At 65.5% G+C, this 23,491-nt stretch carries 23 protein-coding genes; 16 read left to right on the plus strand and 7 right to left on the minus strand.

The window, feature by feature from the left end:
- Positions 1 to 150 precede the first annotated feature (150 nt).
- From SBA_RS21980 to SBA_RS22025, 10 genes are read left to right on the plus strand one after another with little or no spacing between them, the layout of a single operon-like run.
- Entirely contained in the window at positions 151 to 819 is a 669-nt protein-coding gene (locus SBA_RS21980; RefSeq protein WP_224550877.1) for a haloacid dehalogenase type II, read from the plus strand.
- Positions 820 to 826: 7 nt separating this feature from the next.
- Positions 827 to 2,110, plus strand: a complete 1,284-nt coding sequence (locus SBA_RS21985) for an NAD(P)/FAD-dependent oxidoreductase (protein WP_261937024.1) — start codon at positions 827 to 829, stop codon at positions 2,108 to 2,110.
- Entirely contained in the window at positions 2,107 to 3,651 is a 1,545-nt protein-coding gene (locus SBA_RS21990; protein ID WP_390902474.1) for an ABC transporter substrate-binding protein, read from the plus strand. Before SBA_RS21985 ends, SBA_RS21990 begins: the two co-directional genes overlap by 4 nt.
- Positions 3,651 to 4,145, plus strand: coding sequence for an ABC transporter permease family protein (locus tag SBA_RS21995; protein WP_261937026.1), 495 nt, complete (start codon positions 3,651 to 3,653; stop codon positions 4,143 to 4,145). The genes SBA_RS21990 and SBA_RS21995 overlap by 1 nt, the downstream gene beginning before the upstream one ends.
- Positions 4,100 to 4,630, plus strand: a complete 531-nt coding sequence (locus tag SBA_RS22000) for an ABC transporter permease (RefSeq protein WP_261937491.1) — start codon at positions 4,100 to 4,102, stop codon at positions 4,628 to 4,630. Before SBA_RS21995 ends, SBA_RS22000 begins: the two co-directional genes overlap by 46 nt.
- Entirely contained in the window at positions 4,627 to 5,454 is an 828-nt protein-coding gene (locus SBA_RS22005; RefSeq protein ID WP_261937027.1) for an ABC transporter permease, read from the plus strand. Before SBA_RS22000 ends, SBA_RS22005 begins: the two co-directional genes overlap by 4 nt.
- The gene (locus tag SBA_RS22010; RefSeq protein WP_224550882.1) at positions 5,451 to 7,274 is read left to right on the plus strand and encodes an ABC transporter ATP-binding protein; all 1,824 of its coding nucleotides are present in this window, start codon (positions 5,451 to 5,453) and stop codon (positions 7,272 to 7,274) included. Before SBA_RS22005 ends, SBA_RS22010 begins: the two co-directional genes overlap by 4 nt.
- Complete coding sequence (locus tag SBA_RS22015; protein ID WP_224550883.1) at positions 7,271 to 7,576, plus strand: (2Fe-2S)-binding protein; 306 nt, start codon at positions 7,271 to 7,273, stop codon at positions 7,574 to 7,576. Before SBA_RS22010 ends, SBA_RS22015 begins: the two co-directional genes overlap by 4 nt.
- Positions 7,558 to 8,931, plus strand: a complete 1,374-nt coding sequence (locus SBA_RS22020) for an FAD/NAD(P)-dependent oxidoreductase (protein ID WP_261937028.1) — start codon at positions 7,558 to 7,560, stop codon at positions 8,929 to 8,931. The genes SBA_RS22015 and SBA_RS22020 overlap by 19 nt, the downstream gene beginning before the upstream one ends.
- The gene (locus tag SBA_RS22025) at positions 8,928 to 10,061 is read left to right on the plus strand and encodes an NAD(P)/FAD-dependent oxidoreductase (RefSeq protein ID WP_261937029.1); all 1,134 of its coding nucleotides are present in this window, start codon (positions 8,928 to 8,930) and stop codon (positions 10,059 to 10,061) included. Before SBA_RS22020 ends, SBA_RS22025 begins: the two co-directional genes overlap by 4 nt.
- A gap of 133 nt (positions 10,062 to 10,194) precedes the next feature.
- On the opposite strand, the gene SBA_RS22030 is transcribed toward SBA_RS22025, so the two are convergent.
- From SBA_RS22030 to SBA_RS22045, 4 genes are all read right to left on the minus strand, one after another.
- Positions 10,195 to 10,946 (minus strand): IS5 family transposase gene (locus tag SBA_RS22030; RefSeq protein WP_261935108.1). Its coding sequence is split into 2 segments (ribosomal slippage): positions 10,195 to 10,616 and positions 10,616 to 10,946, totalling 753 coding nucleotides; the frame shifts between segments, so codons are not numbered across the junction.
- Between the two features lie 37 nt (positions 10,947 to 10,983).
- On the minus strand, positions 10,984 to 11,181 hold the full coding sequence (locus SBA_RS22035; RefSeq protein WP_261937030.1) for a type II toxin-antitoxin system RelE/ParE family toxin: 198 nt from the start codon (positions 11,179 to 11,181) through the stop codon (positions 10,984 to 10,986).
- A complete protein-coding gene (locus tag SBA_RS22040; RefSeq protein WP_261937031.1) occupies positions 11,178 to 11,465 on the minus strand; it encodes a CopG family ribbon-helix-helix protein in 288 nt (95 codons plus the stop codon). Before SBA_RS22040 ends, SBA_RS22035 begins: the two co-directional genes overlap by 4 nt.
- Before the next feature lie 65 nt (positions 11,466 to 11,530).
- Complete coding sequence (locus tag SBA_RS22045; protein WP_261937032.1) at positions 11,531 to 13,003, minus strand: aldehyde dehydrogenase family protein; 1,473 nt, start codon at positions 13,001 to 13,003, stop codon at positions 11,531 to 11,533.
- Positions 13,004 to 13,207: 204 nt separating this feature from the next.
- On the opposite strand from SBA_RS22045, the gene SBA_RS22050 reads away from it, so the two are divergent.
- From SBA_RS22050 to SBA_RS22075, 6 genes are all read left to right on the plus strand, one after another.
- Entirely contained in the window at positions 13,208 to 14,080 is an 873-nt protein-coding gene (locus SBA_RS22050) for a GNAT family N-acetyltransferase (protein WP_224550888.1), read from the plus strand.
- The gene (locus tag SBA_RS22055; protein WP_261937033.1) at positions 14,077 to 15,540 is read left to right on the plus strand and encodes an NAD-dependent succinate-semialdehyde dehydrogenase; all 1,464 of its coding nucleotides are present in this window, start codon (positions 14,077 to 14,079) and stop codon (positions 15,538 to 15,540) included. Before SBA_RS22050 ends, SBA_RS22055 begins: the two co-directional genes overlap by 4 nt.
- A gap of 84 nt (positions 15,541 to 15,624) precedes the next feature.
- A complete protein-coding gene (locus SBA_RS22060) occupies positions 15,625 to 16,704 on the plus strand; it encodes a tartrate dehydrogenase (RefSeq protein ID WP_261937034.1) in 1,080 nt (359 codons plus the stop codon).
- Positions 16,705 to 16,846: 142 nt separating this feature from the next.
- Positions 16,847 to 18,235 carry an aminotransferase class III-fold pyridoxal phosphate-dependent enzyme gene (locus SBA_RS22065; protein WP_261937035.1) on the plus strand — a complete coding sequence of 463 codons (1,389 nt, stop codon included), beginning with the start codon at positions 16,847 to 16,849 and terminating at the stop codon, positions 18,233 to 18,235.
- Positions 18,236 to 18,256: 21 nt separating this feature from the next.
- Positions 18,257 to 18,751, plus strand: coding sequence for an Lrp/AsnC family transcriptional regulator (locus tag SBA_RS22070; protein WP_066855158.1), 495 nt, complete (start codon positions 18,257 to 18,259; stop codon positions 18,749 to 18,751).
- 16 nt (positions 18,752 to 18,767) lie between these two features.
- A complete protein-coding gene (locus SBA_RS22075) occupies positions 18,768 to 19,922 on the plus strand; it encodes a M20 aminoacylase family protein (RefSeq protein WP_261937036.1) in 1,155 nt (384 codons plus the stop codon).
- A 41-nt stretch (positions 19,923 to 19,963) separates the two neighbouring features.
- Here SBA_RS22075 and SBA_RS22080 read toward each other — a convergent pair whose 3' ends face one another.
- From SBA_RS22080 to SBA_RS22090, 3 genes are all read right to left on the minus strand, one after another.
- Entirely contained in the window at positions 19,964 to 20,677 is a 714-nt protein-coding gene (locus tag SBA_RS22080) for a copper resistance protein B (RefSeq protein ID WP_261937037.1), read from the minus strand.
- A gap of 137 nt (positions 20,678 to 20,814) precedes the next feature.
- A complete protein-coding gene (locus tag SBA_RS22085) occupies positions 20,815 to 21,732 on the minus strand; it encodes a copper resistance protein B (RefSeq protein ID WP_261937038.1) in 918 nt (305 codons plus the stop codon).
- Positions 21,729 to 23,471, minus strand: coding sequence for a copper resistance system multicopper oxidase (locus tag SBA_RS22090; protein WP_261937039.1), 1,743 nt, complete (start codon positions 23,469 to 23,471; stop codon positions 21,729 to 21,731). The genes SBA_RS22085 and SBA_RS22090 overlap by 4 nt, the downstream gene beginning before the upstream one ends.
- Positions 23,472 to 23,491 lie beyond the last annotated feature (20 nt).

Consider the following 23,491-nt stretch of genomic DNA (forward strand, 5'->3'; position numbering starts at 1 on the left):
GCAAATGATGCCGAATGCCATGCCATAAAAGGCCGGAATCTGCCCCCGACCCGAGCCAATCGGGTGCATGTTCCGGCCCTGCCATGTCGTAATGCTGTTGTCACACGGCCCCGAGGGCCAATCGTAGAACCCGCAAAGGACGCTCCGCCGATGCCCAATTTCCGGCCCAAATATATCAGCTTCGACTGCTATGGCACGCTGACCCGTTTCCGCATGACCGAGATGGCGACCGCCTTCATGGCCGATCGCATCGATGCGGAAAAACTGCCCGCCTTCTGCAAGGACTGGAGCGCCTACCGCTTCGACCAGGTGATGGGCGATTGGCAACCCTATCAGGAGATCATCCGCAATTCGCTGCGCCGCACCTGCCAGAAATGGGGCGTGGCCTATAATGAGGCCGATGCCGACGCGGTCTATGCCGCCGTCCCGACCTGGGGTCCGCATGACGATGTCGCCGGCGGCCTGTCCAAGATCGGCGACAAGATTCCGCTCGTCATCCTGTCCAACGCAATGAACGAGCAGATCCATCATAATGTCGCCATGCTCGGCGCGCCTTTCCATGCGGTCTATACCGCGCAGATGGCGCAGGCGTACAAGCCGCGGATGCAGGCGTTCGAATATATGTTCGATCAGCTCGGCGCGAACCCGGAGGATATGATGCACGTCTCCTCCAGTTTCCGGTATGACCAGAACACGGCCACCGACCTGCATTTCGGATGCCGCGTGTTCGTGGGTCGCGGCCATGAGCCGTCCAACCCCTTCTATCGCGACGTCGAAATCCCCCATATCGGCTGCCTGCCCGCGGTCGTCGGCCTGTAAACCCCGGATGGGCGCCTCTCCCCTCTCCTACTGGCTCGCCAGCGCCCCCGCCTTCACCGGCGGGGCGGAGGGCGCGGTCGAAGGCATGGCGGACGTCGCCATCATCGGCGGTGGCTTTACCGGCCTGTCGGCGGCGCTGGCGCTGACGAAGGGGGGGGGCAGCGTCGTGCTGTTGGAAAAGGGGCGCGTCGTCGGGGAGGCTTCGGGTCGCAACGGAGGCCAGTGCAATAATGGCACGGCTCACGACTATGGCGCGCTCTCCGCCCGTTTCGGCAAGGATGTCGCCAAAGCCTATTATCGCGCCCATTGCGACGCCGTCGATACGGTCGAGCGGCTGGCGCGCGAAGAGGGCATCGATTGCAACTTCAACCGCTGCGGCCGGGTGAAGCTGGCGGCCAAGCCGGCTCACTATGACAAGCTGGTCCGTGCGTATGACCTGCTGACCGCCGAAGTGGACGAGAATGTCCGGCTGGTGCCGCCCGACCGCATCCGTGACGAAGTGGGATCGGATTCTTTCCACGGCGCGCTGATCCAGACGACCAGCGCGCAGGTCCATCCCGGCCGGTTCGGGGTCGGGCTGGCCGAGGCGGCGGCGCGGGCCGGGGCGCGGATTTACGAGCAAGCCGACGTTACCGATTTTCAGCGCGTGCCGCAGGGATGGCGCGTGACGTCGTCGCGCGGTACGGTAACGGCGAAACAATTGCTGGTCGCTACCGGTGGCGCGCCGGCTGTTGGCCCCTTTGGTTTTTTCCGTCGGCGGATCGTGTCGGTGGGCAGTTTCATCATCGCGACGCAGCCGCTGGACGACGCGCTGATCGGCCGGCTGCTGCCGGGACGGCGCAACTATGTGACCAGCAAGAATATCGGCAATTATTTTCGGCTGGCGCCCGACAACCGCCTGATCTTCGGCGGGCGGGCGCGCTTTGCGATCAGCGACCCGCGATCGGACGCGAAGAGCGGAATGATCCTGGAGCAGGCGATGGGGGAGATGTTCCCGGCGCTCAAGGGCGTGGGCATCGACCATATATGGGGCGGAATGGTCGACCTGACCGCCGACCGCCTGCCCCGCGCGGGCGAGATGGACGGGCTTTATTATGCGATGGGCTATAGCGGCCATGGCGTGCAGATGGCGACCTATATGGGGCAGCAGATGGCGCGGGTGATGGGCGGCGAGCCGGCCGTCAATCCCTGGGCGGGCCTCGACTGGCCGAGCGTGCCCGGCCATTTCGGCAAGCCCTGGTTCCTGCCGCTGGTGGGCCTGTGGTACAAATGGCAGGATATGATCCATTGATGGACGCGATGTCGCCCTTTTCCCGGCGAGACTTGATCGGCGCGGGCCTTGGCATCGGCGCCGGGCTGCTGCTGCCCGACGGCGCGCTGGCGGCGAGCAGGCCGCGAGTGGGCGGGCGCATCCGTGTCGCCAGCCTGTCCAGCTCGACCGCCGACACGCTGGACCCGGCCAAGGGCGCGCTGTCGACCGACTATGTGCGCCATTATATGTTCTATAGCGGGCTGACCGTACTGGACCGGCAATTGATCGCACGTCCGGCGCTGGCCGAACGGATGGAAAGCACGGACCAGACCGACTGGCATGTGCGGTTGCGCAAGGGCGTGACCTTCCATGATGGCGCGGACCTGACCGCCGCCGATGTCGTCTGGTCGCTGCTGCGGCACAAGGATGCGGCGGTGGGCTCCAAGATGGCGCAGATCGCCGAGCAATTCGCGCAGGTCAAGGCGACCGGGCGGCATGAGCTGACCATCCGGCTGACCGGGCCCAATGCGGATTTGCCGACCATATTGGCGCAGTCCCATTTCCTGATCCTGCGGGCCGGAACACGCGATTTCCGTACCGCCAACGGCACCGGACCCTATCTGTGCGCGCAGTTCCGGCCCGGCGTGCGGACGCTGGCGCGGCGCAATCCTGACTATTGGAAGCCAGGCAAACCCTATCTGGAGGAGATCGAACTGATCGGCATTCCCGACGAGGTCAGCCGGGTCAATGCGTTGCTGTCGGGTGACGTCCATCTGGTGATCGCGGTCAACCCGCGGTCGACCAAGCGGATCATGGCGTCGCGTGGCCATGCGCTGCTGGAAACGCAGTCAGGCCTCTACACCAACCTCATCATGCAGCAGCGGCAGTTGCCGACCGGCAATGCGCATTTCGTCGCGGCGATGAAATATCTGATCGACCGGCCGCTGATCAAACGGGCGCTCTATCGCGGCTATGCGACGATCGCCAACGATCAGCCGATCCCGCCCTTCCACCCCTATTATCGCGCCGACCTGCCGCAGCGGTCGCTCGACCTGGACAAGGCGAAATGGCATTTGCAGCGCGCGGGCCTGACCGGCGTGCGCCTGCCCGTCTATGCCTCGCCCGCCGCGGACGGATCGGTCGATATGGCGTCGATATTGCAGGAATATGGGTCGCGGGTGGGGTTGAAGTTGGCGGTCAACCGGGTGCCGGCGGACGGCTATTGGTCTACCCACTGGATGAAGCATCCGCTGGGGTTCGGCAACACCAACCCGCGTCCGACCGCCGACCTGCTGTTCAGCCTCTTCTATAAATCCGATGCCGCCTGGAACGAGAGCGGATGGCAGAATCCGCGCTTCGACCGGCTGCTGCTGGAGGCGCGGGGCGAAGCCGACCAAGCGCGGCGCAAGCAGCTTTATGGCGAGATGCAGGGGCTGGTCCACGATCATTGCGGCGTCGGCATCCCGGTGTTCATCAGCCTGATCGATGGTTACGACCGGCGGTTGAAGGGGATGTATCCCGTCTCGCTAGGGGGCCTGATGGGCTATCAATTCGCCGAACATATATGGTGGGAAGGCTGATGGCGGGCGCATCCTCCCAGAGCGGCATGAAGGCCGCGCTGACATTGATCGCCAAGCGGTTCGCCTCTTCACTGCTGACGCTGCTGCTGGTGTCGGTGACGATCTTCGTCATCGCGCAACTGCTGCCCGGAGACGCCGCGCAGGAAGCATTGGGGCAGAGCGCCACGGCGGAGCAGGTCGCGGCGCTGCGCCATGAAATGGGTCTCGATCGCCCGGCCTATGTCCGCTACGCCGACTGGCTGGGCGGGATGGTGAGCGGCGATCCGGGCCAGTCGATGGTCGCCAACATGCCGGTGTCCGAAGTCATCAGCGACCGCCTGCCCAACAGCCTGTTGCTGGCCGCGCTGACGGCGCTGGTGGCCGTGCCGGTGGCGCTGACGATCGGCATCGGATCGGCGATGAACCGGGGGGGAGGATCGACCGGGCGCTCAATATCGCCACCTTGTCCATGGTGGCGGTGCCGGAATTTCTGGTGGCGACGATCGCGGTGCTGATCTTCTCCGTGAAGCTGCGCTGGCTGCCCTCCATCGCGCTGGCTTCCGAAGAGATGGGATGGGGCGACTATCTGCGCGGGGTCGCCATGCCGATCCTGACATTGAGCGTCGTCGTCATCGCGCAAATGGCGCGGATGACGCGGGCGGCGGTGATCGACCAGATGGACCGACCCTATGTCGAGATGGCGGTGCTGAAGGGCGTCGCGCCGGTGCAGGTGGTGCTGAAGCATATCATGCCCAATGCGATCGCGCCGATCGTCAACGCCATGGCATTGAGCCTGTCCTACCTGCTGGGCGGGGCGGTGATCGTGGAGACGATCTTCAACTATCCCGGCCTCGCCAGCCTGATGGTCAATGCCGTCACCAGCCGCGACATGCCGCTGCTCCAGGCCTGCGCCATGATCTTTTGCGCGGCCTATCTCCTCCTGATGCTGATCGCGGACGTGACCGCGATCCTCGCCAACCCCAGGCTGCGCGCACAATGATCGCTTCCGCTTTCAAACGGGCGAAAGCCCTGCCGCTGTCGGGCAAGGTCGGCCTGACGCTGGTCCTCTTCTGGTTGGCCGTAGCGCTGTTCGGGCCGATGCTGGCGCCCTATCCGGTCGGCGCGTTCGTGGCCTATGACGTGTTCGACGGGCAATCCGCCGCGCATTGGCTGGGCAGCGACTATCTGGGCCGCGATGTGCTGAGCCGGTTGTTGTCAGGCGCACGCTATACGGTCGGTCTGGCGGCGGCCGCGGCCATGCTGGCGAGCGCGACCGGCACGGCGCTGGCGCTGACCGCGGCCGTCGGCGGCGCGAAGGTGGACGAGCCGCTGTCGCGCTTCATGGACATGTTGATCTCCATTCCGTCCAAAATCTTCTCGCTGGTGCTGGTCGCAGCCTTCGGGTCGTCGCTGCCGCTGCTGCTGCTGATCGCCGCGATCACCTATGTGCCGGGCAACTATCGCATCGCCCGCGCGCTGGCGGTCAATCTGGCGCAGATGGACTATGTGCAGGTGGCGCGTGCGCGTGGCGAGGGGCGGTTCCATATCGCCATCACGGAAATATTGCCCAACATGATCCACCCGCTGCTCGCCGACTTCGGCCTGCGCTTCGTGTTCATCGTGCTGCTGCTGTCGGGCCTGTCCTTCCTGGGGCTGGGCGTCCAGCCGCCCGACGCGGATCTGGGCTCGCTGGTGCGGGAGAATATTTCCGGGCTGGGCGAAGGGGCGCTGGCGATTTTGGCGCCGGCGGTGGCGATCGCGACTTTGACGGTGGGGGTGAACCTGCTGATCGATGCACTGCCGGGACGGGGGAAAGGCCGATGATGGAAAAGCCCCATGTCGAGGTCAAAGGCCTGACCGTGACCGCGCGCAATGCGGCAGGCGAGAGCTTTCCGATCGTCAGCGGCATCGATTTCGCGTTGCAACGCGGCGAGGTGCTGGCGCTGATCGGCGAGAGCGGGTCGGGCAAGACGACGATCGCACTGACCCTGCTGGGCCATGCCCGGCCGGGCGCGACCATCGCGGGCGGCAGCATCCGCGTAGGTGACGCGGAGATCACGACGCTGGACCGCAGCGCGCTGGCAGAGCTGCGCGGCAATCGCATCGCCTATATCGCGCAGAGCGCCGCGTCGGCGTTCAACCCGTCGCGCACGATCATGGATCAGGTGATCGAACCGGCGATGATCCATGGACTGATGCCGCGCGCCACGGCGGAGGCGAAGGCGGTCGATCTGTTCCGCGCGCTCGCCCTGCCCTTCCCCGACACGATCGGCACGCGCTATCCGCACCAGTTGTCGGGCGGGCAGTTGCAGCGGCTGATGGCGGCGATGGCGCTGATCACCGATCCCGAACTGGTGATATTGGACGAGCCGACCACGGCGCTGGACGTGACGACGCAGATCGAAGTGCTGCGCGCGTTCAAGGCGGTGGTGCTTGAGCGCGGGGCGACCGCCATCTATGTGTCGCACGACCTGGCCGTGGTGGCGCAGATGGCCGACCAGATCGTGGTGTTGAGCCAGGGTCGCATCCGCGAGGCGGGCGCGGCGGCGCAGATCCTGCACGCGCCGGCCGACGACTACACCCGCACGCTGATGGCCGCAGCGCGCCCGGCGATCCGGCCGACGCCGGTCAAGGTCGCCCTGCCCGCCGCCGCGCCGCTGCTGGAAATCCGCAATGTGACGGCCGGCTATGGCAGGATCGGCAAGGATGGACTGCCGCGCGTGCCCGTGCTGCGCGACATCAATCTGACGATCGAGCGCGGCGGCACATTGGGCGTGATCGGCGAAAGCGGATCGGGCAAGTCGACCATAGCCCGCGTCATCGCCGGGCTGCTGCCCCCGGCGAGCGGGCAGGTGCTGCTGGATGGCGAGCCGTTGCCGCCGGGGCTGGACGGGCGCAGCCGCGAGCAGTTTCGCCGTATCCAACTGGTGTTCCAGAATGCCGACACCGCGCTCAATCCCGCGCATAGCGTGGGGCAGATATTGGCGCGGCCGCTGGCCTTCTATGCCGGGTTGAAGGGCAATGCCGCGCATCTGCGGGTGCTGGAACTGCTGGACCTCATCCGCCTGCCGGCCAGCCTGATCGACCGCAATATCGGCGGCCTGTCGGGCGGGCAGAAACAGCGCGTCAATCTGGCGCGGGCCTTGGCCGCCGACCCGCAGATCATCCTGTGCGACGAGGTGACGTCGGCGCTGGATACCGTCGTTGGCGCGGCGATCCTGGAGCTGATGGCGGAGCTGCGCCGCGAACTGGGGATCGCGACGATGTTCATCAGCCACGATATTTCGACGGTGCGGGCGATTTGCGACGACATACTGGTCCTCTATTCGGGGACGATGGTCGAGACGGGACCGCGTGCGGCCTTCGCCACCGCCCCCTTCCATCCCTATACCGACCTGCTGATCGGATCGGTGCCGGAAATGCGCGCGGGCTGGCTGGAGGAAAGCCATGCCGGGGCTGCGCCCCCGCCGATCGGCGCGGCGGGCGACCATCCCGACCTCTGCCGTTTCCTGCCGCGCTGCGCCGCGCGCGTGGACGGCCTGTGCAACATCACCCCGCCACCGCGCCATCCGCTGGACAAGGGATCGGCCGGGGTCAGCCGCATATTATGCCATCATGGAGATGAAAGCTTGATCGCGTCATGAGCCGGTTCGTTCGACTGGGTGAAACCGACCGCCCACCCGTGACCCTGTATGTCGACGGCCGCGCCGTAGAGGCGATGGAGGGTGACACGCTGATGGTCGCGCTGCTGAGCGCCGGCGGCACGCTGCGCCAGAGCGAGTTCGGACCGGAGAAGCGGGCGGGATTCTGCCTGATGGGGGCATGCCAGGATTGTTGGGTATGGACGACAAGCGGCGATCGCCTGCGCGCCTGCTCCACCCTGGCCGCATCGGGCCAGAGCATCGTCACCAGCCAGCCGGGGGCGTCATGGCCGAACAACGCATAATCATCGTCGGCGCAGGCCCGTCTGGCACGCGCGCGGCGCAGGCCTGCGTACAGGCCGGCATCCGTCCCACCGTGATCGACGAAGGGCGGCGCGACGGCGGGCAGATCTATCGCCGCCAGCCGGACAATTTTACCCGGCCCTACGCCAAACTCTACGGCACGGAAGCCGGGCGGGCGCAGGCGTTGCATGAGACGTTCGACGGACTGAAAGCGGCGATCGACTATCGGCCCGAAACGCTGGTTTGGAATATCGCCAAGGATCATGTCTGGACGGCGAGTGCGACGGTTCAGGAGGCTATTCCGTTCGACGCGCTGCTGCTGTGCACCGGCGCGACCGATCGGCTGCTGCCGGTCAAGGGCTGGCATTATGCGGGGGCCTATAGTCTCGGCGGGTCGCAGGTGGCGCTCAAGAGCCAGGCGGTGTCGATCGGGCATAAGGTCGTGTTCATGGGATCGGGGCCTTTGCTTTATCTGGTCGCGAGCCAATATGTGGAGGCCGGTGCGGATGTCGCGGCGGTGCTGGATACGTCGCCGTTCAGCGCGCGGTTGAAGGCGCTGCCGGATTTGCTGGCGATGCCCTCCGTCCTGTGGAACGGGGTGGCGCTGACGCGGACGCTGAAGCGCGCGGGCGTAATTGTGCAGCATGGCGTGACGCCGGTCGAGATCATGGGCGATGCCGAAAGCGGCGTCGGCGGTGTGCGCTTTCTTGCCGGATCAGGCCGTGAAGAAACGATCGCCTGCGATGCGGTGGCGATGGGCCATCATCTGCGGCCTGAGACGCAACTGGCCGATCTGGCGCGCTGCGCCTTCGCCTTCGACCCCGGCACGCGCCAATGGTTGCCGGAGCGCGACGGCGACGGGCGTTCGAGCGTGGCGCGCGTCTATCTGGCCGGCGACGGCGCGAAGATATTGGGCGCGCGATCGGCCGAGGCGAGCGGGCGGCTGGCGGCGCTGGCGGCGCTAGGCGATCTTGGCTTGCCGGTCGACAAGGGCGAGATGACCTCGCTGCGCGGCGAGGTCGGCCAATATGCCAGGTTCGCGCGCGGGCTGGCGAAGGCCTTTCCATGGCCCGCCCGACAGGCCCCAGCCCTGCCCGACGACGCCATATTGTGCCGCTGCGAGGGCGTGACGGCGGGCGACCTGCGGGCGGTGATGCGCGAAACGGGCGCGCAGGAAGCCAATCGCGCCAAGGCGTTCAGCCGGGTCGGCATGGGGCGGTGCCAGGGACGCTATTGCGGGCTGGCTGCCGCCGAACTGATCGCAGCCGAAGCCGGCGTGCCGGTGGAACAGGTCGGCCGCCTGCGCGGACAGGCGCCGGTCAAGCCGCTGCCTATCGCGATCGGAGACGGACAATGAGCGCCGGCAGCGACGTCATCATCGTAGGCGGCGGGTTGATGGGTTCGTCCGCCGCGCTGTTCCTGCGCGGCCACGGGATTTCGGTCACCTTGCTGGAAACCGACCTGATCGGGCGGCAGGCGAGCGGCACCAATTTCGGCAATGTCCGGCGACAGGGGCGCGGCATCCATCAACTGCCGCTGGCCAATCGCGCTATCGCCATCTGGCGCAAGTCGCGCGAATTGCTGGGCGCGGACGTCGAATATCTCCAGTCCGGGCATATCCGCGTCTGCTATCGCGAGCGGCCGGAACTGGTCGGATCGATGGAGGACTATGCGGCGCAGGCGCGCGAGGAAGGGCTGGACCTGGAATTGTTGAGCGGCAATGCGCTGCGCGACAAATTCCCCTTTTTCGGGCCGGACGTGCTGGCGGGTTCCTATTCGCCGACCGATGGCCATGCCAATCCGCGTCTCGCCGCGCCCGCCTTTGCGCGGGCGGCAGAGCGGCTGGGCGCGGTGATCCACGAAAATACGAAGATCGTGGACGCGCAGAAGGTGGGCGAGGACTTCATCGTCACGGCTGCGGACGGACGGACATTCCGGGCGCCGATCCTGCTGGTGACGGCGGGGGCGTGGGGCAATGCGCTGTCGTCGCAGTTCGGAGAGCCGGTGCCGATCGTGCCGCGCGGGCCGAATATGAGCGTGACCGAACCTGTGCCCTATGCGATCCTGCCCGCGGTCGGCGTGATGACGCCGATCGAGGAAGAAACGGTCTATTTCCGTCAGGTCGCACGCGGCAATATCGTGCTGGGGGGCAGCACCCGCGGCCCGTCCTTCCCCGACCAGTATCGCGCCTATGTCGAACCGCAGAATACGCTGAGCCAGTTGCAGCAGATCCGTCGGCTCGCGCCGTCGCTGGGCAAGCTCAACATCATCCGCGTCTGGTCCGGCATCGAGGGCTATATGCCCGACAGCCAGCCGGTGATGGGGCCGAGCGCGACGACCAGCGGCCTCTATTACGCCTTCGGCTTTTCCGGGTCGGGGTTCCAGATCGGGCCGGGCGTGGGCGAAACGATGGCGGAGATCATCGCGAAAGGCGGCACGGACATTCCGATGGAATCCTATCGGATCGGGCGGTTTGCGGCGGGCTGATTCCTCGAGTCAGCGCCGCTCTTGTGGCGGCCACAGGCGCGCGGCGTGAAGCAGGCGCAGGATGCGCACGTCCGTATCGGTCAGGTCATAGACCAGAATATAGTTGCGATGCGCGATTAAGGCTTGTGGGGATTCACCGGGAATTGATGACGGCTGCAGCGAGGTGGATCATGGCCTCGAAGCTGCGATCGGTTTTGCAGGCGCGCATGGCGATACGCTTGAATTCCTTGAGTTTGCAGAAGAAGTTTTCGATGAGGTGGCGCCACTTGTACATTTCGGCGTCGAGCGGGATGGGTCTGGCGCGTCGCGGGTGCTGCGAGATGACGATTTTTGCACCCCGCTCGTTGAGATCGGCGACGATATCGTTGCTGTCGAAAGCCTTGTCAGCGAGCAGTGCGCCGAACTTGATGCCGTCGATGAGTGGAGCAACGCCAACCGTGTCGAAGCGGTGGCCGGGCATCAAGCGGAAGCGGACAAGGTTGCCCAGCGCATCGGTCAAAGCCAGGATCTTGGTCGTCATGCCTCCTTTGGAACGACCAATGGCCTGGCTCTGAGTCCCCCTTTTGCGCCCTGGCCGTGCCGGTGAACCTTGACGATGGTGGCATCGATCATGGCGTATTCCATGTCGGGTTCATCCGACAGAGCATCGAAAATCCGCTTGAAAACATCGGCTTCCCGCCAATCGCGAAATCGGCGGAATGCCGTGCTCCAATTGCCGAACATCGCCGGTAGGTCGCGCCATGGACTTCCAGTGCGGACAATCCACAGCACTGCCTCCACGAACAGCCGGTTGTTTCTGCCGCTGCGTCCGGGGTCGGTGATCTTGCCCAGACAGTGCGGTTCCATCTGCGCCCATTGGGCGTCCGTCAGTACAAAGCGATCCATCCAGAGTGTGAATCACAACTCCAGCAAAAGGGGAATCCTAAATCCCCACAGCCCTTAGTTCGCGCGTTCCCGGCACCCGGCCAGGCCGGCCCATGGCAGGGAGCCGGGACAGGTCGGCTGCTTTTTGCGAAAAGATCGTGTCGAGCCTGATCGCCGCGCGCGGGCTGCGCGCTTCGACATAGTCGTAAATGGCGTCACGATCCCTGACGGCATCGGCCGTCCAGCGCAGCCTCATCGCTCGCCGTCTGATGTCCGCAGCGTGGCGGCACGTCGTGCGGCGAAATGCGTCTCGACTTCATCGCCGGCGATCAGGTAGCCTGCCTGCGCGGATGCGCGTCCGGCGTCGACCTGACGACGGAACCAGGCGTCATGGCTTTCGGCCTGTTCCTCGCGCAGTACGACATCGCGCATGAAATCGCGCAACAATTGCGCGCCGGTGCGATCCTGCGCCTTGGCCGCGCGGGCGAAGCGGCCCTTGAGTTCCTGATCCACGCGAAAGGTGAAGGTCGCCTCATTCATGGCGGGCCGGCTCCATGTGTTGCATATGCAGTGCATTGTAATACATGGAGCCGGCCCGCCCAATATCAGAATTCGATCAGCGCGACCTTGGTCTTGAGGTTCGCCATATAGGCTTCGCGGCCGAGATCCTTGCCGATGCCCGATTGCTTGTAGCCGCCGGTGGGCAGGATGAAGTCGTTGCTGCGACCGTAGCGGTTGACCCAGATGGTGCCGGCTTCCAGCGAACGGGTGGCGCGCAGGGCGCGGCCAATGTCGCCGGTATGGACGCCGGCGGCCAGGCCATAGTCGCTGTCGTTTGCCAGCGCATAGGCTTCCTCTTCGTCCGCGAAGGTCTGGACGGTGAGGACCGGGCCGAAGATTTCGCCCTGCACGACCTCGCTCTTCTGGTCGACATTGGCGAGCAGGGTCGGCGCGAAATAGCTGCCCTCCTCCGACGCGGCTGCACGGCCGCCGCCGGTGAGCGCTTCCGCCCCTGCCGCGACAGCGCGGCCGACGATAGCGGCCATGCGGTCGAGCTGGCCTTCGGATATGATCGGCCCCAGCGTGCTGTCGGCGGCCCAGGTCGGGCCGGCCCGGTGCGCGGCGAAGGCGGCGACGAGGCGATCGATCACCTGGTCCGCGACCTTGTCCTGCACCAGCAGGCGCGATCCGGCGACGCAGACCTGACCCGCATTGAGGGTGATGGCGCGGGCGACGATGGCTGACGCCTTGTCCAATTCTGCATCGGCGAAGATGATCTGCGGGCTTTTGCCGCCCAGTTCCAGCGTGACCGGCTTCGGCCCGGTTTCCGCGCAGGCGGCCATGATGGCGGCGCCGGTGCGGGTGGAGCCGGTGAAGGTGACCTTCGCCACTTCGGGGCGGCGCACCAATGGATCGCCAACCGAGCGGCCGTCGCCCTGCACGATGTTGAAGATGCCCGCGGGCAGCCCCGCCTCGATCGCCAGTTCGGCGAGGCGCACGATGCTGAAGGGCGTCATTTCCGACGGCTTGAGGACGATGCTGTTGCCCGCAGCGATGGCAGGCGCAATCTTCCACGCCGCCATCACCAGCGGAAGGTTCCACGGCGCGATCGCGGCGACGACGCCATAGGGTTCGGTGATGGTGAGGCCCAGCTTGTCAGGCGTGGTGGACGCGACTTCGCCGCCGACCTTGTCCGCCCATTCGGCGAAGAAGCGGATGGTTTCGGCGGTGTAGCTCAAATCCCAGGCGGTGATTTCCTTGAGCATCCGGGTGGACCCCAAGGCTTCGAGCGGGGCGAGCGTCGCGGCGTCGGCCTCGATCAGGTCGGCCCAGCGACGCATCACCTTCATCCGGCCGCGCGGATCGGTCTGCGCCCAGCCGCTGGTCTTGTAGGCGCGCTGCGCGCTGTCGACCGCTTCGACCAGTTGGTCCGCATCGACGCTGTCCAATTCGGCCTGTATCCGGCCGTCGGACGGTCGCCGCACGATGAGGGCCGGCCCGTGACCTGCAACCCGGCGCCCGCCGATGAAATTATGCGCATGGGGCAGGCTGATCTGATCGGGGTTGAAACCGGCCACGGCATAATCTCCTTCATACGGACATTCTTGTAAAATAGGCGGGCGTGACGGCATTTGTTGCAGTTGCGCGGGAAAATGTGCGCGATAATCTTCCAAAATCAGCGCGAAGGCGGCAGCCAATGCTTGAAGCGCGCGCTTAATGTCCGGCCATTGATTCCGAACAGAGGCAGGCGGGCGTCCCTTTCCCGCCAAGGAGCAAGACGCATGGCGACAGGCATAGAGGCGATGGTGGACCTGCGGCGGATGACCGTCGAGGATCTGGCCGCCGCCCATACCCTATCGAGCGAACAGAAATGGCCCCACCGCATCGAGGATTGGGAGATGCTGTTCGGCCTGGGTTTCGGTTATGTCGTCGAGCGCGATGGCCCAGAGGGTCAACGGGAAGTGATCGGCACCGCCATGGCCTGGCTCTATGGCGAGGATGCCGCGACGCTGGGCATGGTGATCGTGTCCCCGCAGGCGCAGGGCATGGGGCTGGGCCGCCGGTTGATGGAAGCGGTGCTGGGCGATCTGGGCACGCGCACAGTGCTGCTCAACGCCACCGATGAAGGCGCGCCGCTTTATCGCAAGCTGGGGTTCGCAACCATCGGCCCGGTGTTCCAGCATCAGGGCGCCGCCTTTGCCGTGCCGATGGCCGAACTGATCCCCGACGAGCGGGTGCGCCCGCTGGGCGCCAAGGATATGGCGACGCTGCACGACCTGGCGCGCCGCGCGACCGGCATGGACCGCGACGCGTTGCTCGATGCGCTGGTGCCCGGCGCGCAGGGCGTGGTGCTCACCCGCTGTAACGAGCCGGTGGGCTTCGCCCTGTTCCGGCGCTTCGGCCGGGGCTATGTCGTCGGGCCGACCGTCGCGCCCGATAGCGGCGGGGCGAAGGCGCTGATCTCGCACTGGCTGGGATCGAATGCGGGCATGTTCTGCCGGCTGGACGTGCCGGAAGAAAGCGGGCTTGGCGGCTGGCTCGACGAGCTGGGCCTGCCCTGCGTCGGCCGGGTGGTGCGCATGGTGCGCGGCCCGCAACCGGTGATCGATCCTTCGGTCACGACCTTCTCTCTCACCACGCAGGCGCTCGGATGACCCTTACCCTCGACAATCCCGCCCTTTTCATCGAACGCGCCTTCATCGGCGGGGCATGGGTCGACGCGACGTCCGGCGCGACCCTGCCGGTCGACAATCCCGCGACCGGCGCGATCATCGGCGCCGTGCCTGATTGTAGCGAGGCCGATACGCTGGCCGCCATCGCCGCGGCCGAGGCGGCTTTCCCGGCATGGAAGGCGCGGACGGCAGGCGATCGCGCCGCTATGCTGGAGCGCTGGCACGCGCTGGTGCTGGCCAATGTCACCGACCTCGGCCGGATCATGACGGCCGAACAGGGCAAGCCGATCGCGGAGGCCGAGGGCGAGATTCGCTATGCCGCGAGCTTCATCAAATGGTTCGCGGAAGAAGGCCGCCGCGTCGATGGCGGCATCGTGCCCGCGCCGGAGGCCAATCGCCGCATATTGGTCATGAAGGAGCCGGTGGGGGTATCGGCGGCGATCACGCCGTGGAATTTTCCCGCCGCGATGATTACCCGCAAATGCGCGCCGGCTTTGGCGGCCGGTTGCCCGGTGGTGGTCAAGCCATCGGAGCTGACCCCCTTCACCGCGCTGGCGCTGGCGAAGCTGGCGGAGGAAGCCGGCATCCCGGCGGGTGTGTTCAATATCGTCACCGGCCTGCCGACGGCGATCGGCGGGGCGCTGACCGCCAGTCCGGTGGTGCGCAAATTGTCCTTCACCGGATCGACGCGGGTGGGGTCGCTGCTGATGCGGCAATGCGCCGACACGATCAAGCGGGTGAGCTTCGAGCTGGGTGGCAATGCCCCGTTGATCGTGTTCGACGATGCCGATGTGGACATCGCCGTCGCCAGTGCGATGGTCAGCAAATTCCGCAATGCAGGCCAGACCTGCGTATGCGCGAACCGCATATTGGTGCAGGACGGGGTCTACGACCAGTTCGCCGAGAAGCTGGCCAGGGCGGTGTCCGCGCTAAAGGTCGCGCCGGGCGACATGGCAGGCAGCACGATCGGCCCGCTGATCAACGTCGCCGCCGTCGAGAAGGTGCAGGCGCATGTCGAGGATGCGTTGTCGCATGGTGCGACTTTGTTCGCGCAGGCAGCCAATGATGCGACGGGTGCCCGGTTTGCGACGCCGGTCATCCTGACCGGGGCGACGCGGGACATGCGGCTGGCGCAGGAAGAGACGTTCGGGCCGGTCGCACCGCTGTTCCGCTTCACCCATGAGGAGGAAGGGATGGAGCTGGCCAACGCCACCAGCTATGGCCTGGCCGCCTATTTCTACACCGAAAATCTGCATCGCGCCTTCCGCGTGGCGGAGCGGCTGGAGGCCGGGATGGTCGCGCTCAACAGCGGGGCAATCGCCATGGAGGTCGCGCCGTTCGGCGGGGTCAAGATGTCGGGCCTGGGCCGCGAAGGCGCGCATGCGGGGATCGAGGAATATCTGGAAACCAAGGCGTTCCATATTGCGGGGCTTAAACTCTAAGCCCCGCCCAATTCATCATACAAAGCGCCCTTCGACATTCAAACGGGACAAGTGGCTCGTTTGAACAGGGCGAACGGAGTGATTATGTCCGCCATCAATCGCAACTATGCCATCTCCGTCATTCCCGGCGACGGGATCGGCAAGGAAGTCATGCCCGAGGGCATCCGCGTGCTGGAACGTGCGGCAAGCCTCTATGGCTTTTCGATCGAACAGAAATGGCAGGATTTCGCCTGCTGCGACTATTATGCCAAGCACGGCCAGATGATGCCCGACGACTGGAAGGCGCAGATCGGCAATCCTGACGCGATCTTCTTCGGCGCGGTCGGCTGGCCCGATACGGTGCCGGATCATATCTCGCTCTGGGGATCGCTGCTCCAGTTCCGGCGCGAATATGATCAATATGTCAATTTGCGCCCCGTTCGACTGATGCCTGGCGTCCCCTGCCCGCTGGCCGGGCGCGAGCCGGGCGACATCGATTTCTGGGTCGTGCGCGAAAATACCGAGGGCGAATATAGCTCGGTCGGCGGCAAGATGTTTCCCGGCACCGACCGGGAGATCGTGATCCAGGAGACGGTGATGACCCGGCACGGCACCGACCGGGTGCTGCGCTACGCCTTCGAACTGGCGGCGACGCGGGATCGCAAGCATGTCACGTCGGCGACCAAGTCCAACGGCATCGCCATCACCATGCCCTGGTGGGACGAGCGGGTGGAGGAGATGGCGAAACACTATCCGACCGTCACCCATGACAAATATCATATCGATATTTTGACCGCGCAGTTCGTGCTGAACCCGGACCGCTTCGACGTGGTGGTGGCCTCCAACCTGTTCGGCGACATCTTGTCCGACCTTGGCCCGGCCTGCACCGGCACGATCGGGGTGGCGCCGTCGGGCAATATCAATCCGGACCGCACCGCGCCCTCGCTGTTCGAGCCGGTCCACGGCTCCGCGCCCGACATCGCCGGCAAGGGGATCGCCAATCCGGTCGGGCAAATCTGGTCGGCGGCGATGATGCTGGAGCATCTGGGCGAGGCGGACGCCGCCGCCGCGATCATGCGCGCAGTCGAGACGGTGCTGGCCGAGCCGGGCCTGCGCACCGGCGACCTGAAGGGCAAGGCGAATACCGAGCAGTGCGGCAGGGCTGTCGCCGACGCGCTGGCCTGACCGCTGCGAACGGACGCGGCAGAATATGCTGCGTCGGTTCCCGTTTAAAGCGGGCGAGGGTGCCTATTCGCCCCATATCGGGCTTTCGCCCTGCCGCATAAGGATAGGCTGAACTTCAGAACCACAATGGCGAGCCCCTAAGATGACGCTGCATTCCAATCGGTCCCTTCTGGACATCGACCGCGACCATCTGATCCATCCGGTCACTTCCTTCCGCGGGCATGAAGCGCATGGCGCGCTGCTGCTGGAAAGCGGCAAGGGGATGTGGCTGAAGGATTTGGAAGGCAAGGAGCTACTCGACGCCTTTGCCGGCCTGTGGTGCGTCAATGTCGGCTATGGCCAGGACAGCATCGCCGAGGTGGCGGCCGAGCAGATGCGCCGGCTGCCCTATGCGACGGGCTATTTCCATTTCGGCAGCGAGCCGGCGGTGCGGCTGGCGCAGAAGCTGGTGGACCTCAGTCCCGAGGGCCTGGACCATGTCTATTTCACTTTGGGCGGGTCGGACGCGGTGGATAGCGCGATCCGGTACATCACCCATTATTACAACGCGATCGGCAAGCCGGAGAAGAAGCAGTGCATCGCGCTGGAGCGCGGCTATCACGGGTCGAGCAGCACCGGCGCGGGGCTGACGGCGCTGGCCAATTTCCACCGCGGTTTCGACCTGCCGCTGCGCTGGCAGCATCATATCGCGTCGCCCTACCCCTATCGCAGCGATTTGGAAGGCGACGATGCCGCGATCATCGCGCGGTCGGTGCAGGAGTTGAAGGACAAGGTCGCAGCGCTGGGCGCGGACAAGGTCGCCGCCTTCTTCTGCGAGCCGATCCAGGGATCGGGCGGCGTGATCGTGCCGCCGGTCGGCTGGCTCAAGGCGATGCGCGAGACCTGTACGCAGCTCGACATTCTCTTCGTCACGGACGAGGTCATCACCGGCTTCGGCCGCACCGGGCCGATGTTCGCGTGCGAAGCGGAGGGGGTGACGCCGGACCTCATGACTTTGGCCAAGGGGCTGACCGCCGGTTATGTGCCGATGGGCGCGCTGCTGATGTCGGGCAAGGTCTATGAGGGCATCGCCAATGGCGCGGCACCCGAGGTCGCGATCGGCCATGGCGCGACCTATTCGGGCCATCCGGTGAGCGCGGCAGTGGGGCTGGAAGTGCTGCGCCTCTATACAGATGGCGGCATATTGGCGAATGGGCAGAAGGTCGCCGCGCGCTTCGACGCGGGCATGGCGGGGTTGGTCGATCATCCGATGGTCGGCGATACGCGCGGACGGGGCCTGCTGGGCGCGATCGAACTAGTGGCGGACAAGGGGACGAAGGCGCGGTTCGATCCCGGCCTGAAACTGGCCGACCGGCTGTTCGCCAAAGCCTATGACAATGGCGTCATCTTCCGCGCCTTCGCCGACAATATCATCGGCCTGGCCCCTGCGCTGTGCGCGTCGGACGGCGAGATGGACGAGATATTCGCCCGCATCGCCAAGACGCTGGACGATCTGCTCGAAGAGGCGGATATTCGCGCGGCGCTGGGATAAGATAGACGGGGAGCAAGGCATATGTTGGGCGGACCCAGACTGGACAGGATCGACCTCAAGATCCTCACGCAGCTTCAGCAATCAGGCCGTATCACCAATGTCGAACTGGCCGATGCGGTCGGCCTGTCCCCCAGCCCCTGCCTGACCCGCGTCAAGCGGCTGGAGAAGGCCGGCTATATCACCGGCTATGGCGCGCATATCAACCTGCACAAGCTGGGCGAATATCTGACCGTCTTTACCGAGGTGACGCTGACCGAGCATCGCGCGGGTGACTTTTCCCGGTTCGAGACGCGCATCCGCAAGCTGGACGAGATCGTCGAGTGCCATCTGGTCAGCGGCGGCTATGACTATCTGCTGAAATTCGTGACGCGCGGCGTGGCGCATTATCAGTCGATCATCGAGGGCATGCTGGAGAGCGACTACGGCATCGAGAAATATTTCAGCTATGTCGTCATCAAGTCGCCCTTCATCAAACATCATTATCCGATCCAGCATCTGTTCGGCGAGCAACGATAGGGCTAAGTTTCCAAGCATGACCGACATTGCCGACCTGATCGAACCGCTCGTCGCGTTCCGGCGCGACATTCACGCCCATCCCGAACTGGGTTTCTGCGAGCATCGCACCGCGGGTCGGATAGCCGAGCAACTGCGCGCGCTGGGGCTGGAGGTGCATGAAGGGATCGGCCGGACCGGCGTGGTCGGGGTGCTGCGCAACGGGACGTCTTCGCGCAATATCGGGCTGCGCGCGGACATGGACGCTTTGCCGATCCATGAACAGACCAACCTGCCCTATGCCAGCACGACGCCCGGCACCTTCCATGGCTGCGGTCATGACGGGCATGTCGCGATGCTGCTGGGGGCCGCGCAGCATCTGGCGCGGAGCCGCCATTTCGACGGCACTGTCAATTTCTTCTTCCAGCCGGCCGAGGAAGGCCAGGGCGGCGCGCGGGAGATGGTCAATGAAGGGCTGTTCGAGCGTTTCCCCTGCGACCGGGTGTTCGGGCTGCACAATTGGCCCGACCTGCCGGCCGGCACGATCGCAACGCGGCCCGGCCCGATCATGGGCGCGGCCGACAAGTTCGAGATTCGCCTGAAAGGGCGCGGCGGCCATGCCGCGATCCCGCAGGATACGCCGGACGCGATATTTGCTGCAGCAGCATTGGTGCAGCAATTGAACGCCATCGTGTCCCGCCGGATCGCGCCGACGGCGTCGGCCGTGCTGTCCATCACACAGATCCATGGCGGGCATACGCATAATGTGATCCCCGAACTGGTGACGGTTTCAGGCACCGTCCGCACATTCGATCCGGCCGTCCAGGATCGGATCGAGGATTCGATCCGACAGATCGTGGCGGGGGTGGCGCTGGCGGGCGAACTGACGGCGACGGTCGATTACCAGCGCTACTATCCCGCGACGATCAACGACGCGGAGGCCGCGCAGGAGGCGCTGGACGCCGCAGCGACGGTGGGCGTCGCGCAACTGGCGCCCGACCCGGCCTTCACCTCGGAGGATTTCGCCTTCATGCTCCAGGCGTGCAAGGGCGCCTATATCTGGCTTGGTCAGGCGAAGGTGGAGGGGTCCGCACCGCTGCATAATCCGCATTATGATTTCAATGACGACGTGTTGGAACTGGGTATCAGGCTGCATGTCGCGCTGGCGGAGCGGCATTTGGCGTTGGGTGACTAGAGCGCTGCGTGCCCCCGCGCAGGCGGGAACATCCGTAGACATTACAAGCTGAAGCCAAAGCCGATCACCGCCATGGTCGATTGCAGCGTATCGCCCTGAGCGCGAGCGAGGCGGCGGGTGCCGGCGAGCAGTCGTTCATGGACGACCGCCGTATAGATGTTGAGCTTGGGTGTCAGGCGGTAGCGCAGGCGCAGCGTCCCCTCCCCCTCCGTAAAGCCCGATTCCACGGCATCCACCGCTACCCCCTGCGCCGACCAGCCGACGCCGACGCGCGGTTCCAGATAGAGGCTGTCGGTGATCGGCAGTTGATAGACGATCTGCCCCTCGCCGGTCAGCCGGCCATTGTCCGACAGGAAAGCGTAGCTTTCCCAACTGAGGCGCGTGCCGACATTGCCCTGTACGCCGATGATGGCGTGGAGGTCGCGCGGATGGGGGGTGAAATCCTTGCGCACGCCCACGAGCAGCGTCGCATTGCCGATGGTGCGGCCGTAGAAAAGCCGGGCCTGCACTTCGTCGATCTGGTTGCCGAGCGCCCCGCCGCCCTGCGTCACCAGCATCAACTGGTCGGTGGCGTTGCCGAGGGAGAAAGTGCCATCCCACAGGAAAACATCGTCGCCCTTGCCGGCGCGCAATTCGATGAGATCGAAGCCGCCGCTGAGCGCCCATGCGCTGGTATCGTCCGCCTGCGCGGCGGCCGGCGACGCCATCACCAGCGCGCTCAGGAAGGACAAGCCCAGACAGGCGGAACGCAGCATCTACCCTTATCCGTTTTGCGGTATCGGGCAGAGACTAGACGGGCGGCACGGCGCGATTGCGCGAAGCGGGATGCCGGTCGCCGCGTTGATGACAAATTATTGCCGGGATGCGGCAGCTTATGCCGACATGACTTGCATTAGAACCAGAAGCGGATGCCCATGACCAGGCTGGTGGCGGACGCCCCCTCCCCCGCCGCGCGGGCGTAGCGGGCGGTGTCGCCGAGGCTGCGTTCCCAGTTGACGCCGATATAGGGCGCAAATTCGCGGGCGAATTCATAGCGCAGGCGCAGGCCCAGTTCGATGGTCGAGAAGCCCGATCCGATGCCGAGTTCCGGCACGTCTTGCGCGGCGATATTCACTTCGGCGGCGGGTTGTAGGACGAGGCGCTGGGTGATGCGCTGGTCATAGCTGCCCTCTACCCGCAGATGGGCGTCGCCCTTGTCGGACAGGAAAGCCTGCGCCTCCAACTCGAACCAATAGGGGGCGAGGCCTTCGATGCCGATAGTGGCGTAGGTGCGTTGCGGTTGGGGGCGGAAATCCTGGCGCACGCCTGCGACGATATTCCACCAGGGATCGATGGCGCGGCTGTAGAGCGCCTGGAGTTCGGCCTGGTGCAGGCGGCCGCCGACTTCGCCCTCCCCTTCCGACTTGATGGCAAGGCGATTGATGTCGCCGCCGATCCAGCCTTCGCCTTCCCAATGATAGCCGTCCGCCCCCTTTTGTGCGCGATATTCGAGGCGGTCGATCATGAGTTGGGAAAAGGTCATGCCGCCATTTTCCTTCGTCATGGCGGCGCGGGCGCGGGCCATGGTGGCGGGATCGTAGAGGGCATCGGCGGCGTGATCGGTGGGGACCGGAGGCGCGACGCCTTTGGGCATCGCATCATCGGACGCGGGCATGGCGTGGCCGGCGTGCGGATCGGCGGGTTCTGCGGCGGCAGGTGCCGCTTCCGGCTGCGGCATCTGGTGCGCGCTATGGTCCATCTGGCTATGGTCCTGGGCGACCGCGGGCGTTGCGATGCCGGCGAGCAGGGCGGTGGCGATCAGGTGCTTCATGCCGCGTCCTCCGCGGGACGGACGGTGACGACGCGCATCATCCCGGCGTGCATGTGCATCAGCATGTGGCAGTGGAAGGCCCAGTCGCCCAGCGCATCGGCGGTGAGATCGAAGCTGACCTTGCCGCCGGGCAGGACGTTCACCGTATGCTTGCGCGGGTTGTGGAGCGGATCGTCGCCGGTCAGCAACTGGAAGAAATGGCCGTGGATGTGGATGGGGTGCGGCATCATCGTGTCGTTGATGAGGGTGACGCGGACCCGCTCATTATGGCGGAAGGCGATCGGCTCCGCCCCGTCCGACAGCTTAACGCCGTCGAAGGACCACATATAGCGTTCCATGTTCGCCGTCAGGTGGATGTCGAGCGTGCGGGTGGGAGTGCGGATGTCCTGATTGGGTTCCAGCGCGCGCAGGTCCGCATAGGTGAGGACGCGATGATCGACATCCTCCAGACCCGTCGGCCGGTCGGCGGTGCGATCGGCGGGCATGGCGGAAAGGGTCGCGACGCCCGGCCCCATCGGCACATCGGGCGCGACGGAGGGATCGAGCATCTTCATGGCGTGGCCGGACATGCTGTCATTGGCGGGCTGGCTGAGGTCGATCACGCCCCCCTGCCCCATGTCCATGCCCGCCATGTCCATGCCCATGTCCTTCATGGTCAGCAGCGGGCGTTTGCGCAGGGCGGGGATCGGCGCGACCATGCCCATTTGCGGCGCGAGGGTGGCGCGGACCAGGCCGGAGCGGTCGATCGCCTCGGCGATCAGGCCATAGGGTTTCGCTTCGGTCGGCTGGACGATGACGTCATAGGTTTCGGCGATGCCGATCTGGAACTCGTCGGTTTCGACCGGCTGGACATGCTGGCCGTCGCACTGGACCACGGTCATCGGCAGGCCAGGCAGACGGACGTTGAAATTGGTCATGGCAGACGCGTTGACGATGCGCAGGCGAACGCGCTCGCCCGGCGTGAACAGGCCGGTCCAGTTTTCCGGCGTGCCGTGACCGTTGATGAGGAAGCCGTAGGTGGAGCCGGTGACATCCGAAATGTCGGTGGGGTCCATACGCATCTTGCCCCAGTCCATCCGGTCCTTGAGGTTTTGATCCTTGCCCGCGAGCAGACCGGCGAGGGTCTGGCGCTGAAAATTATGATAGCCGCCCATCTGCTTGAGGCGTTTGAGCAGGACATGCGGATGGACCGGCGACCAGTCGGCCAGCACGATCACATGTTCACGCGTCGCCTGCACCGGATCGGGGCCGGCGGGGTCGATGACGATCGGCCCATAATGGCCCATCGCCTCCTGCATCCCCGAATGGCTGTGATACCAATAGGTGCCCGACTGACGGATGGGGAAATCGTAGGTGAAGGTTTCGCCCGGCCGGATGCCCGGGAAGCTGATGCCGGGAACGCCGTCCATCTGGAAGGGGACGATCAGGCCGTGCCAGTGGATCGACGTGTCTTCCTTGAGCGTGTTGGTCACCGCGAGCTGGACGCGCTGCCCTTCCTTCAGACGGATCAGCGGCGCGGGGACGGTGCCATTGATGGTGATCGCATGGGCGGAGCGGCCGCCGGTGCCGAAATGGCTTTCCCCCACGGTGAGCGCGATGCGGTCGCCCGACAAAATGCCGGGCGCGGGATGCAGGCCCGGCGTGCCACTGCGCGCCCAGGCGGGGAAAGCCCCCGCCAGGCTGAGCGCCGCGGCGCTTTTGAAAAGGGTGCGGCGATCGAGGGCGATGGATGTCGTCATGCCCTGTCATACGCGGACGG

The organism is Sphingomonas bisphenolicum, assembly GCF_024349785.1.
GTDB classification, from domain to species: domain Bacteria; phylum Pseudomonadota; class Alphaproteobacteria; order Sphingomonadales; family Sphingomonadaceae; genus Sphingobium; species Sphingobium bisphenolicum.